The 15,685-nt window shown below is 50.7% G+C and carries 16 protein-coding genes, 2 tRNA genes and 3 pseudogenes; 2 read left to right on the top strand and 19 right to left on the bottom strand.

The window, feature by feature from the left end; translation table 11 throughout:
• Positions 1-9: 9 nt before the first annotated feature.
• The 7 genes from MUB23_RS10090 to rimP are packed head-to-tail and all read right to left on the bottom strand — an operon-like array spanning position 10 to position 6,473.
• On the bottom strand, positions 10-963 hold the full coding sequence (locus MUB23_RS10090) for a DHH family phosphoesterase (protein WP_244800358.1): 954 nt from the start codon (positions 961-963) through the stop codon (positions 10-12).
• The gene (gene rbfA / locus MUB23_RS10085) at positions 950-1,318 is read right to left on the bottom strand and encodes a 30S ribosome-binding factor RbfA (protein WP_244800357.1); all 369 of its coding nucleotides are present in this window, start codon (positions 1,316-1,318) and stop codon (positions 950-952) included. Before rbfA ends, MUB23_RS10090 begins: the two co-directional genes overlap by 14 nt.
• Positions 1,319-1,376: 58 nt before the next feature.
• Positions 1,377-4,160, bottom strand: coding sequence for a translation initiation factor IF-2 (gene infB, locus MUB23_RS10080; RefSeq protein ID WP_244800356.1), 2,784 nt, complete (start codon positions 4,158-4,160; stop codon positions 1,377-1,379).
• Entirely contained in the window at positions 4,150-4,488 is a 339-nt protein-coding gene (locus MUB23_RS10075; protein ID WP_244800355.1) for a L7Ae/L30e/S12e/Gadd45 family ribosomal protein, read from the bottom strand. The genes infB and MUB23_RS10075 overlap by 11 nt, the downstream gene beginning before the upstream one ends.
• Positions 4,475-4,753: an RNase P modulator RnpM gene (gene rnpM / locus MUB23_RS10070; protein ID WP_244800354.1), complete on the bottom strand. Its 279-nt coding sequence runs from the start codon at positions 4,751-4,753 to the stop codon at positions 4,475-4,477. The genes MUB23_RS10075 and rnpM overlap by 14 nt, the downstream gene beginning before the upstream one ends.
• 11 nt (positions 4,754-4,764) lie before the next feature.
• Positions 4,765-5,988 carry a transcription termination factor NusA gene (nusA, locus tag MUB23_RS10065; protein WP_244800353.1) on the bottom strand — a complete coding sequence of 408 codons (1,224 nt, stop codon included), beginning with the start codon at positions 5,986-5,988 and terminating at the stop codon, positions 4,765-4,767.
• 17 nt (positions 5,989-6,005) lie between these two features.
• Complete coding sequence (gene rimP / locus MUB23_RS10060) at positions 6,006-6,473, bottom strand: ribosome maturation factor RimP (protein ID WP_244800352.1); 468 nt, start codon at positions 6,471-6,473, stop codon at positions 6,006-6,008.
• A gap of 207 nt (positions 6,474-6,680) precedes the next feature.
• Between rimP and MUB23_RS10055 the strand changes: the two genes are divergently transcribed.
• A tRNA-Pro gene (locus MUB23_RS10055) sits at positions 6,681-6,754 on the top strand.
• Between the two features lie 243 nt (positions 6,755-6,997).
• Here MUB23_RS10055 and MUB23_RS10050 read toward each other — a convergent pair.
• The 12 genes and pseudogenes from MUB23_RS10050 to MUB23_RS10000 form a co-directional block, all read right to left on the bottom strand.
• A tRNA-Glu gene (locus MUB23_RS10050) sits at positions 6,998-7,069 on the bottom strand.
• Positions 7,070-7,141: 72 nt separating this feature from the next.
• Positions 7,142-7,324, bottom strand: coding sequence for a recombinase family protein (locus tag MUB23_RS19835; RefSeq protein ID WP_330641885.1), 183 nt, complete (start codon positions 7,322-7,324; stop codon positions 7,142-7,144).
• Between the two features lie 27 nt (positions 7,325-7,351).
• Positions 7,352-7,641 (bottom strand): annotated as a pseudogene (locus MUB23_RS19830) (recombinase family protein); the annotation flags it as partial.
• On the bottom strand, positions 7,638-8,675 hold the full coding sequence (locus tag MUB23_RS10035) for a virulence RhuM family protein (protein WP_244800351.1): 1,038 nt from the start codon (positions 8,673-8,675) through the stop codon (positions 7,638-7,640). The pseudogene MUB23_RS19830 and the gene MUB23_RS10035, both read right to left, overlap by 4 nt.
• Positions 8,676-8,901: 226 nt before the next feature.
• Positions 8,902-9,098 (bottom strand): annotated as a pseudogene (locus tag MUB23_RS20105) (recombinase family protein); the annotation flags it as partial.
• Entirely contained in the window at positions 9,044-9,262 is a 219-nt protein-coding gene (locus MUB23_RS10025) for a hypothetical protein (RefSeq protein ID WP_244800350.1), read from the bottom strand. The pseudogene MUB23_RS20105 and the gene MUB23_RS10025, both read right to left, overlap by 55 nt.
• Positions 9,241-10,056 (bottom strand): annotated as a pseudogene (locus MUB23_RS10020) (aldo/keto reductase). Before MUB23_RS10020 ends, MUB23_RS10025 begins: the two are co-directional and overlap by 22 nt.
• Before the next feature lie 57 nt (positions 10,057-10,113).
• The gene (locus MUB23_RS19820) at positions 10,114-10,263 is read right to left on the bottom strand and encodes a hypothetical protein (RefSeq protein WP_330641848.1); all 150 of its coding nucleotides are present in this window, start codon (positions 10,261-10,263) and stop codon (positions 10,114-10,116) included.
• Positions 10,264-10,273: 10 nt separating this feature from the next.
• A complete protein-coding gene (locus MUB23_RS20010) occupies positions 10,274-10,543 on the bottom strand; it encodes a flavodoxin (protein WP_334302787.1) in 270 nt (89 codons plus the stop codon).
• Positions 10,544-10,709: 166 nt separating this feature from the next.
• Complete coding sequence (locus tag MUB23_RS10010) at positions 10,710-12,242, bottom strand: AbgT family transporter (protein WP_244800349.1); 1,533 nt, start codon at positions 12,240-12,242, stop codon at positions 10,710-10,712.
• A gap of 55 nt (positions 12,243-12,297) precedes the next feature.
• A complete protein-coding gene (locus tag MUB23_RS10005) occupies positions 12,298-13,479 on the bottom strand; it encodes a M24 family metallopeptidase (protein WP_244800348.1) in 1,182 nt (393 codons plus the stop codon).
• On the bottom strand, positions 13,476-14,489 hold the full coding sequence (locus MUB23_RS10000; protein ID WP_244800347.1) for a uroporphyrinogen decarboxylase family protein: 1,014 nt from the start codon (positions 14,487-14,489) through the stop codon (positions 13,476-13,478). Before MUB23_RS10000 ends, MUB23_RS10005 begins: the two co-directional genes overlap by 4 nt.
• 183 nt (positions 14,490-14,672) lie before the next feature.
• On the opposite strand from MUB23_RS10000, the gene MUB23_RS09995 reads away from it, so the two are divergent.
• Positions 14,673-15,626 carry a LysR family transcriptional regulator gene (locus MUB23_RS09995; RefSeq protein ID WP_244800346.1) on the top strand — a complete coding sequence of 318 codons (954 nt, stop codon included), beginning with the start codon at positions 14,673-14,675 and terminating at the stop codon, positions 15,624-15,626.
• Positions 15,627-15,685: the final 59 nt, after the last annotated feature.

Here is a 15,685-nt window from a genome sequence, read left to right as displayed (position 1 = left end):
ATTCATCCGTCACAGTTGTTTTTCGACCAGACGGGCAAGCTGCCCGGCAATTTCACTCCACTCTCCGTGCATCGTGCAGCCGGCTGCCTTCACATGCCCGCCGCCGCCAAAGAGCGTTGCGATCCGGCTGACATCCACGCCGTCATTGGCGCGCAGACTGACCTTCCATTCCTGTCCGGCTTCTCCGGTTTCATACAAAAACGCAGCGGCGCATACGCCGGAAGTCACACGAAGCTGATCGACAATCCCGTCCAGCTCCCGCGGCAGCAGTCCCAGTTCTCTCAGGTCGTCCGCTGTCACGGCTCCGGCGATAAATTTTCCATCCAGTAAAAGTCTGGCGGATGCCAGCGCGCGGCCCAGAGCCTTGTTCTGGGGAAACGTCTTCTTATAAAATGTTTCATCAATAATATAGGAAGAAGAAACGCCCTTTTCCAGTAACTTTCCGGCTATCGCCATGGTCCGCCCGGCCGTATTGGAATGTTTGAAAACCCCGGTGTCGTGGACGATCCCGAGATAGAGGCACTCGGCCGTCTCCTTGGTGATCCGCTCCTCTTCCATCAGCTCAAAGAGTACTTCACTGGTTGAACTGGCTTTCGGACAAACCTGATTGATATCTCCAAACGCTGTATTGGTCACATGATGATCAATGCAGACCTTTCGCTTTGCCGCATCCCAATATTTTCCGGACGCGCCGAGGCGCTCCTTGTCCCCGCAGTCGAGGGCCAGGCACACATCGGCCGGCCCGGCATCCGGGTACGTGTGGTCCACCCGGTCCGCTCCCCGGAGAAACAAAAAGTTCTCGGAGAACGGCTCCAGATATACCGTCACACTCAGATCCGGGCGGACTTCACGGATATAATTGTACAGTCCCAGACAGGAACCGACACAGTCCCCGTCCGGGTGGATATGGCCGGTGATGCAGATTTTCTCCGCCCCGTCCAGTACCTCCTCAATCCGTCTCATCCTTGCCTCCCGTCAGTTCATCGATCTTCCTCGACATCTCCACGCCATATGCGATGGATTCATCCAGAATAAACCGGATTTCCGGTGTATTTCTCAGGTTCAGGTTCCGGGCCAGCTGGCTCCGGATAAAGCCCTCGGCGCTCCGAAGACCAGCCAGCGTATCCGCAGCCTGAGCTTCATCGCCCAGCACACTGATAAAGGCTTTGCAGGTCTTCAGATCCGGAGCCACGATCACCGAGGTGACGCTGGTCAGCGGATGAATCCGCGGATCCTTTACCTCGCCCCGGATGATGTTGCTCAGCTCTTTTTGAACCTCTCCGTTGATACGGATATTTTTGATACTATTTTTTCTCATTCTTGCTCCTTGCTTCTGCTTTGTACACCGGATTTCACAGAGCCGTCTGCTTCGGAAATCAGGTGCGGGGAACCTCCACCATCATATAAGCCTCGATGGAATCGTCCTCCTTCAAATCATTGAATTTATCAAACACCAGACCACACTCATAACCGGTGGCCACTTCCTTTACATCGTCTTTAAACCGCTTCAGGGAAACCAGCGGGCCGTCGTAGATCTGCTCGCCGTCGCGGCTGACCCGGCAGCTGCAGTTTCTCACGAACTTGCCGTCGAGAATGAACGCGCCGGCAATGGTTCCGATTCCGGACGCCTTGAAGGTCTGACGCACAATACCGTGGCCGATCACCTGCTCCTCGAAGATCGGATCCAGCATGCCCTTCATTGCTGCCTCCATATCCTCAATGGCCTGATAGATGACCTTGTACAGGCGGACATCCACCTGCTCGCGGTCTGCGGTCGCCTTGGCCGCTGCATCCATACGGACGTTGAAGCCAATGATGATCGCATTGGATACGGCTGCCAGGGAGACATCGGACTCGTTGATCGTACCGACACCGCCGTGGATCACCTTTACCACGACCTCCTCGTTGGAGAGCTTCACCAGGCTCTGCTTCACTGCTTCCACAGATCCCTGTACGTCTGCCTTAATCACCAGGTTCAGTTCTTTTACATTGCCGGCCTTGATCTGGGAGAACAAATCGTCCAGGGAAAGCTTGCCCTTGGTGTCGTCCAGCAGGTTCTTCTTGCCTTCCGCCACAAAGGTCTCGGCATAGGTGCGGGCTTCCTTCTCGCTGTCAGTGGCCACAAATACCTCTCCGGCATTGGGAACGTCGTTCAGGCCGAGAATTTCCACCGGCACGCTGGGCGTCGCTTCCTTGACCCGGCGTCCCTTGTCGTCCATCATTGCGCGGACTTTACCAAAGCAAGGTCCCGCCGCCACGGTGTCTCCGACATGCAGCGTTCCCTTCTGGACCAGAACCGTAGCCACCGGGCCTTTGCCCTTATCCAGCTGGGCCTCAATGATCAGGCCGCGGGCATTCCGGTCGGGATTTGCCTTCAATTCGCGCAGTTCCGCCGCCAGCAGAATCATCTCCAGCAGAGTGTCAATGCCTTCGCCGGTCTTTGCCGATACCGGCACGAAAATATGCTTTCCGCCCCAGTCCTCGGACACGATCTCATGCTCCGCCAGTTCCTGCTTCACCCGCTCCACATTGGCGCCGGGCTTATCAATCTTATTGATCGCGACAATGATCTCCACGCCGGCCGCCTTGGCATGGTTGATAGCCTCGATGGTCTGAGGCATCACGCCGTCATCCGCGGCCACAACCAGAATCGCAATATCCGTGGACTTTGCGCCGCGCATTCGCATTGCCGTAAAGGCTTCATGTCCGGGCGTATCTAAGAAGGTAATCTTCTCGCCGCCTATCTCCACCACATAGGCGCCGATGTGCTGGGTAATGCCGCCGGCTTCCTTCGCGATCACATTGGTCTTCCGGATGGCGTCCAGCAGAGAAGTTTTACCATGGTCTACGTGACCCATCACGCAGACAACCGGCGGGCGGGACTTCAGGGCGGTCTCCGGATCCTCTGTGGTATCCTTCAGCAGCTCTTCGATCACATCGATCTTCACTTCCTGCTCCGTCAGGACATCGAATTCCACCGCAATATCTGCTGCGGTCTCATAGTCAATTTCCTGGTTTACCGTCACAATCTTGCCGGAAAGGAAAAGCTTTTTCACAATCGCGGAAGGCTGAATCTTCATCTTGTCTGCCAGCTCGCGGATCGTCAGTTTATCCGGAAGGGTGATCATTTTGATCTCAGGCTCCACCGGCTCCTGTCTCTGCGGCCGCGCGGGTCTCGACAGATCCTTGCTGGAAACCTGCTTTCCGCCGGGCCGTCTCAGCTCATCACTGTTCTTCTTATCATAGCGGCTGTTCCCCTTGGTATTGGTGCTCTTCGGGCTCTTGGCGCTGGGTTTCGCCATTCCGCCGAACTCCGCTCCGCCGGTGCGGGGACGGTCTCCGGCTCCGGCCGGTCTTCCGCCTGCCGGTCCACGGCTGCCCTGGGGACGGTCTCCCGTATTATTTCCGCGGTAACCTCCCTGGGGACGGTCTCCCGTATTATTTCCGCGGTAGCCTCCCTGGGGACGGTCCCCGGTATTGTTTCCGCGGTAGCCTCCCTGCGGCCGGTCTCCCGTATTATTTCCGCGGTAGCCTCCCTGGGGACGGTCCCCGGTATTATTTCCGCGGTAGCCTCCCTGCGGGCGGTCCCCGGTATTGCTCCCACGGTAGCCTCCCTGCGGGCGGTCCCCGGTATTATTTCCGCTGCGGCTTCCGTTCCGGCGCTCATTGCTCCGGTTTCTGGCTGCGGCCGCCGCACGGGACGCGGCGCGGTCCGCCTCCCTTACTTTTTCCATATCCACAAAACGAGGGGCGGCCGTTTTCACTTCCGGCGCCTTCTCCTCCACAGTTTTCGCTGCGGGAGCCGTCTCCACCGGCTTAGTCTCCGCCTTAACTTCTGACTTTGCCGCGGGAGCCGCTGGCTTAGCGGCGGGACGCGGCGCAGGTCTCTCAGCCGCAGGCTTCGCGGCGGGCCTGGCCGGTTTCGCAGCCGGCTTTCCTGCTTTTTCCGAATCCGTCTTCGCTGCCCGATCCGCTGCCGGTTTCGCAGAAGAACGTCTCGGCGCGCCTCCGTTCGGACGGGATTTTAAACTGTTCTGGGTACTGTTTTGTTTCCGGAACACCGCCGTAATCTTTTTCTTTTTCGGTTCTCCCTCTCCGGCCTTTTCCGGAGTGTTCTTTGGTTCTTTTATCAATTCCTCTTTATTCAAATCATTCTCCATGCTCACTACCTCCATCTTGATTCCTGTCTGTCAACTGCTCCTTCACCGCTTTTGCCAAGCCCTCATCCAGCACGGCCAGAGATGCTCTGGCTCCTCTGCCGATGGCGTGGCCCAGGCTTTCCTTATCTCCAAAAATCAGCAGATCCGTGTGATAATAGGCGCACATGTCGCGGAACGCTTTTTTTGTATTTGCCGAAGCATCCTCGGCCACGAGAACCAGCTTTGCTTTGCCGCTTTTTACGGCCCGCTCGGTACAGAATTCTCCGCTTTCGATATGCCTGGCTCTGGCCGCCAGGCCTAAATAGGACATTGCCTTATTTTGATGCAAGAGCGTTCCACTCCTCTCTCAGCCTGTCGTAGACCTCCTTCGGCACCGCCATCTTAAAGGACCGGTCCAGACCTTTGGTCTTGATTGCCTTTTCCAGACATTCTTCCGAGGGGCAAAGGTAAGCGCCGCGCCCGTTCTTTTTTCCGGTTGTATCCAGAACGAACTCGCCTTCCGGCGTTTTTACCACGCGAATCAGCTTCTTTTTATCTTTCATTTCCCCGCAGCCAATGCAGGCCCGCTGGGGCTGTTTCCGAATTGTACCCACGCACTCACTTCCTATCTCTCTTCGTCCGGCTCCGGGATCTCCTCCGGCTGAAACGCATCATCGAAATCATATGCCTCCGGAACATCCTCGTATTCCAGTCCGGCGGTTTCTGGATTCTCGAAACTTTCGGGGGTTCCTTCGTCCTCTCCGCCTTCCTCGTAATAATCTTCGATGTACCCGATCTCCTCAAAGAGACCGCTCTCCCTGGCCTGCGTCTCACTCTTGATATCGATCTTATATCCGGTCAGGCGGGCCGCCAGACGGGCGTTCTGCCCAACCTTACCGATAGCAAGAGACAGCTGATAGTCGGGAACCACCACCTGTGCGGTTCGCTCATCGTCGTCGGCCAGGACACAGATGACTTTCGCCGGACTCAACGCATTCTCAATCAGCTCGGCGGAATTATCGCTCCAGTTGATGATATCGATCTTTTCGCCCCGCAGCTCATCCACCACAGAGTTCACACGGCTGCCGTTGACACCGACGCAGGCTCCGACCGGATCTACGTTCGGATCATTTGACCAAACCGCCATCTTGGTCCGGGAACCGGCTTCTCTGGAAATCGCCTTGATCTCCACGATTCCCTCCTGGATCTCCGCCACCTCGGCTTCAAACAGACGTTTGACCAGCTCCGGATGCGTCCGGGACACCAGAATCCTGGGGCCTCTGGTGGTATCCTTTACTTCCAGAATAAAGACCTTGATTCTCTCGGTCGGCTCGTAGACCTCGCCGCGGACCTGTTCGTTTTCATTGAGCATGGCGTCGGCCTTGCCAAGATTCACGCTGATATTTCTTCCAATATAGCGCTGAACAATACCGGTCACAACTTCCCGTTCTTTGGCGTAGAACTGGTCGAACACAACCTTGCGCTCTTCCTCACGGATTTTTTGGAGGATCACATTTTTGGCATTCTGGGTGGCGATCCGGCCGAATTCCTTGGACTTGATGTCCTGACGCACAATATCGCCGACGCTGTAGGTGCCGCTTAGCTTTCTGGCATCCTCCAGGCTGATCTGAAGCACCGGATCTTCGACAAGCTCCACCACTTCCTTTTCTGCGTACAATTCATAGTCGCAGGTTTCCGGATCCATGTGAACCTTGATATTGTCCGCCTTTCCAAAGTGGTTTTTGCAGGCCGTCAGCAGGGAAGTTTCAATGGCCTCCAGCAACGTGTCTTTGCTGATGTCCTTTTCCTTCTCCAGTATATTCAGAGCCTCCAGTAATTCCTTATTCATTTTTCCTTATTCCTCCTTTAAAAGTCAAACGCCAGGCGGATCAGGGCGATATTCGACCGCTCCAAGGTCCGCTTGGTCTCTTCATTTTCCTGTATTGTGACGGTCTTCGCATCGTAATCAGTCAGGATACCGGTAAACTCTTTTTCCCCGTCCACCTGCCGGAAACAACGGATCTCCACCTCTTCGCCGATGCTGCGGGCAAAGTCTCTCTCCTTTTTCAGCGGACGTCCCAGCCCCGGAGAGCTGACTTCCAATATATATGCTTCTTCAATAAAGTCTTTTTCATCCAGCACATCGCTCAAACTCCGGCTTACCAGCTCGCAGTCGTCGATCGTGATTCCGCCGGGTTTGTCGATATAGGCCCGCAGATATCGGCTGCTTCCCTCCTTTACAAATTCAACATCCACCAGCTCGAAGCCGTTCGCCTCCAGTATGGGTGTAAGCAGTTCCTCCGTCTTCCGCTCGTAATCTTCCCTTTTCGCCAAATCCTGCGCCCCTTTCCGAAATTTCTTCCTTAATACGTTCAAAGAGTGGACTCGCGTCCACTCTTCTACCTTATTACTATTCAACATTTACCATATGGCAGTATAACACCCTTCCCTGCGGATTTCAAGGCTTTTTTGAATTTTTTTAAAAAAGATAAAAATTTTGCTTGACAAATTCTTTTGGACTAGATATAATAGCAGAGGTTTCGAGGTGTGGCTCAGCTTGGTAGAGCGCTGCGTTCGGGACGCAGAGGTCGCAGGTTCAAATCCTGTCGCCTCGACGAAATCGAATTCGATTCGAGGAAAACAGCTTCTCATGCGGGAGGCTGTTTTTTCGTTTCCTGATTCTTTAAAAAACCGGAGACCTGTTTCCCATGTCTCTGGCTTTTTCATCTGCATTTGCGTACCCTAAGGGGCAGACCCTGTGCATCCATAGCGGAGCGTTCTTTTTATTTGATAGGAAATTCCAAAGGAATTTCCTATCAAATAAAAAGCCACAAAAGATAAAATCTTTTGTGGCTAAATAGTCCCTAGGGGAATCGAACCCCTGTTTCCGCCGTGAGAGGGCGGCGTCTTAACCGCTTGACCAAGGAACCATGTTGCTGTGCTCTTGTGAGCCGCGAACAAAATGTATTATAGACAAGGATTCGAAAAATGTCAACCACTTTTTAGAAAAAAATATTTTTTTTCTTCAGCTGCTGATAGTAAAGAGTTCTTGGCGAGGGAATCCCCTCCTGATTGAGCGCTGCGGCAATACTGCGAAAGCTGTTGCCCATACATCTCATATGAAAAATACGCTTGACAATGGAAACGGTCTCCGGATCAGGTAGCGCAATAAAACGACAGTTCATTTCCGGGAGTATCGTTTCAATCAAAGCACCTACCAATAAATGATTCCTGCCAAGCCTGCTCAAATCTTTTACAAGAATTAAATCAATGAGATCTTCCTTTGCATCAGCCAGCATCTCCTGCAGGGCGGCCGCTCAAAATTTGTCCCTAAGCAACCTCTATCCACATAATATTTGATAACCGACCAACGCCTGCTTTCTGCATAGCTCTTTAATGACTCTTTCTGGTTTTCAATGCTTTCGGATATTTCGGTGCACCCGTTGTCTTTACTGATTCTGGCATAAATACCGACTTTATAAGTGCTTTTCTCCTTGATCATAATTCTTTATCCGTTTCATTTTCGGTCAATGCCTTTTCCGCAATTTCTAACGCGGCTATAAAATCTTTATCTGATTTTGCAAGCTGGCTATCTTGTAATGATCTGAATTTATGGTATTCTTCCTTTGCTTTTTTCTCCGCCATCACAGCGCTAATTCGTCCTGCTCCCGTAAGAATTTCATGCTTAGATAGCTTCAAAAATCCATCCAGAGTTTCGATCCAGTCTTTCATATACATCGGTATATGACGTCTTGCCTGCATCTCGGCAAATTCAAGGTAGGCGGAAACGATCCCGTTGAGTGCTTCTAGTTCTTCCTGATTGCAATAGTTTTTCGCTACCAAAGCATCCGCTTGTGTCGGATGACTTCCGCTAAAAGAGTACAGTCCCATATTGGGTTTAGAGCTGTCCGCACTAAAATATATTTTTTCTGCCGCCGTCTGACCGTGAGCGGCCCAGTGCATTTTGTTCTGAACTGTTTTGAAAAATAAAACAGATGCTTCCATTCGGGGATCATAATCCATGCTAGTCGCATAAATATCAAGCACTTTCCTCCAAAATACTTTTTCCGAAGACCGGATATCCCTGATACGCTCGAGTAGCTCATCAAAGTAATTGCCACCGCCTGCTTTTTTCAGAAGCTCATCATTCATGACAAAGCCCTTGATCAAATATTCCTTGAGTACAGAATTTGCCCATATACGGAACTGCGTGCCGCGCAGGGATTTTACTCTGTATCCAACGGAAATAATGACATCCAGATTATAGTAATCCACCTGATAGACCTTGCCGTCTTCGGCAGTATGGGCAAATTTTGCCCATACTGATTCCTTCCGCAATTCACCCTCATCAAAAATGTTTTTTATATGCTTTCCAATCACACTTCTATCTCTTTGAAACAGTTCGGCCATTTGTTCCCTGGTGAGCCAGACGGTTTCATCGCTCATCTGAACATCTATTTTTGTCAGACCATCTTCCGTCTGATACATGATAATTTCGGTATTCTGAGGTTGTATTAATTCGTTACTCATCTGCATGCCTCTTTTCTGTCATTTTCTATGTTTATTCTACCATGAACCGTGCGAAAAAGATAGGCAAAGCGCCAATGGCTTGTACCATCAGCCCTCAGCGCTTTTCGGTTTATTCCTTTTCGCTTTTGCTTGCCAATTTGTCTTTGCCGCTAAAAGCCGTATGCCCACACCCCGCATGGTTACTGGACTTCTTGTGCTTTTCTCATACCCTACACTAACAACCTTTGTTCTCGAACACATTTTTGAAAACGGCAAAATCATTCTCTCCTTTGGCGCTGTCCACATTATCATTGATTGCGATAAAGCGGACATCATAGGCCGGGACAGGTCTTTGACAATCAGAGTGGAAACAGAATAGTCCTCCACATATTTCATCATTTTCTGAAATCCGGGTCTTTGAAAACTCGTTCCTGAGAATCCGTCATCCATAAAGAAGATGGTGTTGCGGAAACCGTGTTGCCCTCCACGGCGATATGTTCCTCGGTATCAAAACCAAATTCAAACACGCCATCTTTGAAATGCTCTGCCGCACGTTCCGTCACTTCCGGTTTTAAAAACTGCGGAAGTACACTCAAATCTTTTTTCTCTGCCATTCAGTCAATTCTCCTTTCTTGCCAAAGGTAAAGTTATCATCTGTTGTCACTCGCCCTGACAGCCAGCCCTGATGCTTATAATAAGGGGATTGTCCGAAAGAGATATTGTAAAACACATCTCCTGCGGCACTGCCCTCCGGAAAATCATATTTGATACAAAGCTGAGGAATGGATACGCCGTATTTCTCCGCTATTGCTGCTACCTCGGAATGTTTCAAAATCTCACCATGCGCCACCGGAGAATATGCCTCTACCAAAATATCCTTGCTGCGGCAATCGGCCATCAAAGCGTTCGGAGTATTACCGATATGAACCAGAAGCTGATTTACCATCGGGGCTACAGAACAAGAGGCAAGGATATTTTCAAGATCTGCCTCATTAAAATCAGATACACCGATTGCCCGGAGTTTTCCGGCTTTGTAGGCATCTTCCAGCGCTCTCCATGCCTCTCGGTTTCCCTGTGAATAATCACTGCCCCGGAAATCCGCCCACGGCGGAGGACTGTGAATGAGCATGAGATCAATGTAGTCAAGTCCCAGCTTTTCCAATGAACCGTTGATTGCAGCGGCAGCTTCCTCATAGGTTTTGGCTTCGATAGCTAGCTTTGTGGTTATGAACAGTTCCTCCCGCAAAACGCCGCAGGTGCGGATTCCCTAACTCACGCCACGCTCATTTTCATAAACCTGTGCCGTATCAATATGCCGGTATCCGATGTTGACTGCCTCACGAACAGCGTCGGCCACGGTATCATCTGAAATAAGCCAAGTTCCCAAGCCCAGCTTCGGAATCGTCACGCCATTTGAAAGCGTATAAGTTTTATTAAAATCATTTTCTTGTGCTCCTTTCAAAGTTCAGGTCATATTTCCTTTATGGTTAAAATGTTTAAGCCATGCCAGAATTTCCGGCTCAGCATTTGCCACACCGCCCCCATGAATTGCCAGACCTTTTTCCACACTGGCATTGGGACAAATTCGGCGAATATCTTTTTCGCTGCCTCCCATTTTGCTGCCCTCATGGGTGCAAAAGGGCCGGATAATCTTTCCTTAAAAAACCAAGATGTTCCAGAAAGGTAAAGACTGCCTTCGGCATGGCACTCCAATAGTTTGGGAACCCCAAATAAATCGTGTCATAGGAGTCTATGCTTTCAGGGTATCGCTTCAACTCTGGTCTGGCATCCCGCCGTTGATCCGCCTGTGCCTGTGCGATACCGTTATAATCTTTGGAGTATTCCTGGATAGGCTCTATCTGAAATAAGTCGCCTCCCGTAAACTTTTGAATCATACAAGCTGCAATCTCTGTATTCCCGGTTTTAAGACTTTTAATGGTTCCATTTACATAGTTTTGATGCTTGTTTCTTTATGAGCTACCGCCATTCAGGCAAGACATCTTTTCACCCCATTAAGAAAGCCTGGAAAACAACGTTTTTTCGTCATTTCCAGGCTCTTTCTTACGGAAGAAGGATCGGCGCGCCGGGTCCCAGCGGAAGCTTGAAAAAATAAAAGACCAAAAGTTGGAGAATCATCAGCACCGTAAAGGAAATCGTGTACGGCAGCATATTCGCCATCAAGGTACCCATTCCCGCGTTCTTATCGTACTTTTTCGCATTGGCCAGCAGGATTCCGAAATAGGCCAAGGAAGGACTGATCGGATTCGTACAAGCGTCGCCGATCCGGTAGGCGATTTGAATCAAAGCCGGATGGTACCCCAATAAAAGGAACATCGGAATGAACACCGGGGCCAGGATCGCCCATTTGGCAGAGGCTGAACCCATGAACAGGTTTAAAATCCCGCAGAAAAGAACGAACAGGATCAGCGTCACCGCAATCGGAAAATTCGCACTCTCCAGCCATTGCGCCCCATTCACCGCGAGGATAATACCTAGATTGGAGGCGCTAAACAATCCCAGAAACTGAGAAATCACAAAACAAAGAGCAATATAAGGCCCCATATCTGCCATTGCCTTCCCCAGAGCATTGATGATGTCTTTGCTGTTTTTAAAAGTCCCGGATTTGCGGCCGTAGATGGCTCCCGGAATAAAAAACATCAAACCGATCAGAAAAGTTAATCCTTTCATCAGTGGCGCGGAGGAACTCAGGGCCGCTCCCTCTGCATCCCGCAGAAATCCGTTGGAAGGGATTGCGCCGGCACAAAGGAAAAGGATAAATACACCAAAGGCAATCAGTGCGTATTTCATGGCCTTTTTCTCTCCCGGACCGATATCGGTGCGTTCCGCCAATTTTTCCGGTTTGTAAGGGAGGCGCGGCTCCACGATTTTCAGCGTAACAAAGGCAGACGCCGCAGTCAGAACAAAAGTAGCCGCCGCCGCAAAATAATAATTCATAGCCGGGGATACCGTAAGGTCAAATCCGATCAAGTCAATGGCCTGCTGCGTATAGCTGCTGTTCAGGATATCCATGGACTGAATCAACAAATTCGCACAAAACCCGCCGGACACCGAGGCGTAGGCACACAGCATTCCTGCCAAAGGGTTTCGCCCCAAGGAGGCAAAAATGATGGCGGCAAGAGGCGGCATCACCACAAAACCGGTCCCTCCGGTAAAATCAGCCATTACGCAGATAAAGGCAAAAATAATAGTGGTCTTAATCCGTGATCCTCTGATTTTCGCCATGGAGGAATGGAGGGCAACGCCGAAAAATCCGGAAGAATCACAGATACCTACGCCCAGCATGGCCACCAGAACCACTGTCATTGTGGTGAAAGTGGAAAAAGTATTTGTGGCTCCGCTGATAAAATTCACCAGTCCGCTGACGGACAGCAGATTATTTACCTCCACCACATCCTGGGTGACAGGGTGGACCGCCGTAACGCCCAGCTTGGACAGCAGAAAAGAGAGAAGTACCACGGCAACCGCCAGCCCCAAAAACAGGATCATTGGGTCGGGGATTTTATTTCCTGCGATTTCAATCCGCGTCAAAGCTCGGTCCAGCCAATTTTTTTCCCGTCTTGTCTCTCTACTCATATGTTCTCCTTTCTCTTCTACAGATTTTCTTCCGTTCTCCCACAACTCCCCGACGTCATTCACGGACGGAACAGATGGAAGCGTCCGCTTTGGTCAACAGTTCATATCCATCCTCCGTAGCCAGAACCGTCTCCGATATGCGGCCTCCGCCCCACTCTAAGGAGGTAAGTCCCGGCTCCACGGTAAATACCATGTTCGGCTGTATCACTTCCCTGCGATTTTTGCCGATTCCGAGAGATTCATGGGCCGAAAGTCCGATGCCGTGGCCGAAACTGCCTGGTATCATCTGCTCCAGATCATGTCGCCGGTAGGCCTCGCATCCTACTTCAAACAGCTCCCCAAAAGTGATTCCAGGTTTCAACGCCGCCAGCATGGCCGTGCGGGACTCCTGCACCGTTGCCACCGCCCGCTCCCTTAGAGCGTCCAGCCGTCCCGTAAAATAGGTGCGCTCCACCTCGGAATGATAACCGGAAATCTTTCCCCAGATGTAAGAGACAACCAGCTCTCCTTTTTTCGGTAGCTGCGGTTTCGGACAGTCGCAGGCAAAGGCAATGCGGGATCCTGAGTTGCACCAACACATTAAAGCGTCCAGAATTCCTCCCTCGGAGAAGCCAGCGATTTCTTCTTCCGGAAAATGCGTCAGCCAGTATTTCTTCATGGCGTAATGACCTTTCACACACACAGCCGCTTCCGTTTCCCCGGCGGCCAGCTCTTTACGCATGGTATCCGCACAGACGTCCGCCAGAGCAGAAGCTTTGCGGATATGTCCGATCTCATAAATATCTTTAATCTGCTTCATTTTTTCCACCTGCCCGGACACATCCACCGTCTCGCCAACCGGAATGGCGTCCGTCAGTTTCCGATAAGTCAGCAGGTTTAACGCTCCGTACTCCACGCCAAGGCGGATTTTACCGTTCTTTGCCCCGATGATCTTTGCTATGGCCCCGATGGGATCCCCGTCCAGAATGGGGATATCGCCCCAAACGCCATAGCCTTGAATATCCGTTACTGCGCTTTCCTCTCTGGCATGGTTCAGACGCAGGCTCTGGGTCAGAAGACAGGCCCGCCCTTCCGCAGTAAAGATAAAATAGGGCGGTTTGCTCGCAATAATCGGATTAAAACGGCTGAAATAAAAGATATCCTCTGGCCGGGAAATAACCGCGGCATCCAGCTTTTGTTCTTTCATCCATGCAATAAATTTTCGGGCCCTTCCGGCCACATATTCTTTTTCTGTCATACGCTTTCCTCCTGTACGATCATCTGTTGTTCCAGCTGACTAAGCGCCTTACGTATAAAGTGAATGGTTTCTGGGGCATAGGGACGGCGGACCACACAGCCTGGAGTCACCAGACAGCCTCGCCCTTTGGTTTCCTTCAGCATCCGGTAGATCTGATGAAACAGAGCCGTCCGGTTTCCCTGGGTCACATCCGTTCGGTTTAACCCGCCCATCAGCCCGCCGGTTAAAACGTCCGCCGCCTCATCGATGTCTGGAAGAGACTCGCCGACATGCCAGTTGAACGCCTGCACCGGATAGTCTTTCAGCAAAGAAAATAGAATCTGGTCTCCGTGGGCATGAAGGGCGTTAAACCAACCTCCCGAAGCGGCTTTCAGGATTTGAAGATCAAAGGGTTTTTCGTACTTCTCGCAAAATGCCTCGTCCTTTTCCCCGTAAAAACACATGTCGGATGCAAAAAAGATCCCTGCGGCCCCCCGCCGGATTCCCTCTTCCGCCAGCCGGCAGGTGGTTTCGGTGATTGCCTCCAGCGCGGGTAAAATATCCGCTTCTCTCCCGGCTTTCAGATCTTGTAACACCGTTCCCCTCGAAAGCTTTTCCGCTGTGGTCATCGGGCTCATGATCGTAAATACAATAGGGATTCTTCCTTTGGTTTTCTTTACCAGAAAATCCAAGGAACGAAGTTCCCGCCGCAGTGCCCCTTGATTCAGGCTTAATGTTTTGATTTTTGACCAGTCCGACACGCTTTGAATCGGAGTTGAAGAAATCTTTGTCACCCCGCCGGCGGCAACCTGACTTTGATCCAGGCTGCATCCATAATCCTCCACCGAATACATTCCGTTGTTCATGGTCTTGATGAAATCCAGATCATATTCCCGGCAGAATTCATATGTTTTGTCGGCCAGCGCCTCTGCGTCCAGATCGACCCCCGCCATATGAGTCCAAAAGGAAAAGGGGATACGATCCGGCTTCTTGCGTTGAAGCGCCCGTTCTACTCGCTCTATCTGATTCACAAAACAGCTCCTTTCCAAATAACGAATTGTATCGTTTTAATCATTCAGAAAATTACAGAAATAAAATTTGGATATTGCAATATCTACAATGTAATTGTATAATAATCCAATAAAAAGTGCCAATGCCAAAACCGATATAGCCGGATATACCATTTTTGTTATAGGTGCAAAGGGGGAATTTCCGTGAGAGAATTAAAATATGCGCACTATATTTTGAAGATAGACGAACTAAAAAGTATTTCGAAGGCCTCCGAGCAGCTCTATATATCCCAACCGGCCTTAAGCCGGATTCTGAATCTGGTCGAGCGGGAACTGGGATTTTCCATCTTCAACAGAAAGACCTTGCCCATACGCCTGACCCCGCAGGGGGAACGATACCTCCAATATTTAAAGCAGATCCAGGAGCTGGAGCAAAAAATGCTGAGGCAAATCCAGCGGACCACGGCGCCTTTTAAAAAAAAGATACGGATCGGCATCGCTCCGGAAAGAGGACTGTATCTCTACTCCCAGATACTTCCTGAGGCAGAATCACATTTTCCGGATTTCGAATTAGAAATCAAACTGGAATATTCTTACCTGCTGGAACGGCTTTTTTACGAAAAAAAGCTGGACGTTTGTATCTTAAACGCTCCTCTGCAAAAACCGTCAGCCCGCTTTGTTGAACTGGAACGAGAGCCCATTTTAATGATTGCCTCCCAAAGGCACCCCGATCTGTCCAGGCTAAAAGACAACAATACATCGGACGCTTCCTCCTATCCTTTTCTTTGCCTGGATGAAATAGAGCGTCAGGGAATGGTGGTGCTAAATGAACAGCAGCGGATCCATATGGTTGCCCAACACATTTTGGAGAGCTATTGTCTCAAACCACGGGAAATCGTCAGCGTGTTTAATTACAATACAGCGCTTCAACTGGTGGTGAATAAAAACATGCTTACCTTGATTCCCGAATCCATTTTAAAAAAGAGCGATTTTCGCTCCCAGGTCCAAGGATTTTATATCGGCCGGCCGCCCTATACCTGGCCGTTCCTTTTGCTCTGCCAGGAATCGGTTCCCATGGACCTAATCGATTTTATCACAGCCCGCTCCGAAGCCTATCATCAGGAAAAGGCTCCTTTCCATGCTCCCTCTGGTTCATGAAACAAGAGCCGTCCCCTTGATTTTCGAGCTTGTCACCCCTATGGTTTTATGTTAGAATA

The sequence above is a fragment of the Cuneatibacter sp. NSJ-177 genome (assembly GCF_022867805.1).
Taxonomy (GTDB): Bacteria; Bacillota; Clostridia; order Lachnospirales; family Lachnospiraceae; genus Pseudolachnospira.
Note: the sequence above shows the minus strand (reverse complement) of the source record. Positions and strands in the feature narration are given on the sequence as shown.

Coding starts and splice junctions, on each gene's coding strand:
- MUB23_RS10025 (WP_244800350.1), bottom strand. CDS start 9,262: ATGGCAGAGAAAAAAGATTTGAGTGTACTTCCGCAGTTTTTAAAACCG.
- MUB23_RS10005 (WP_244800348.1), bottom strand. CDS start 13,479: ATGACAGAAAAAGAATATGTGGCCGGAAGGGCCCGAAAATTTATTGCA.
- MUB23_RS10010 (WP_244800349.1), bottom strand. CDS start 12,242: ATGAGTAGAGAGACAAGACGGGAAAAAAATTGGCTGGACCGAGCTTTG.
- MUB23_RS10035 (WP_244800351.1), bottom strand. CDS start 8,675: ATGCAGATGAGTAACGAATTAATACAACCTCAGAATACCGAAATTATC.
- MUB23_RS19835 (WP_330641885.1), bottom strand. CDS start 7,324: ATGAACTGTCGTTTTATTGCGCTACCTGATCCGGAGACCGTTTCCATT.
- MUB23_RS10090 (WP_244800358.1), bottom strand. CDS start 963: ATGAGACGGATTGAGGAGGTACTGGACGGGGCGGAGAAAATCTGCATC.
- MUB23_RS19820 (WP_330641848.1), bottom strand. CDS start 10,263: ATGGGAGGCAGCGAAAAAGATATTCGCCGAATTTGTCCCAATGCCAGT.
- MUB23_RS20010 (WP_334302787.1), bottom strand. CDS start 10,543: ATGATTCAAAAGTTTACGGGAGGCGACTTATTTCAGATAGAGCCTATC.
- rbfA (WP_244800357.1), bottom strand. CDS start 1,318: ATGAGAAAAAATAGTATCAAAAATATCCGTATCAACGGAGAGGTTCAA.
- nusA (WP_244800353.1), bottom strand. CDS start 5,988: ATGAATAAGGAATTACTGGAGGCTCTGAATATACTGGAGAAGGAAAAG.
- infB (WP_244800356.1), bottom strand. CDS start 4,160: ATGGAGAATGATTTGAATAAAGAGGAATTGATAAAAGAACCAAAGAAC.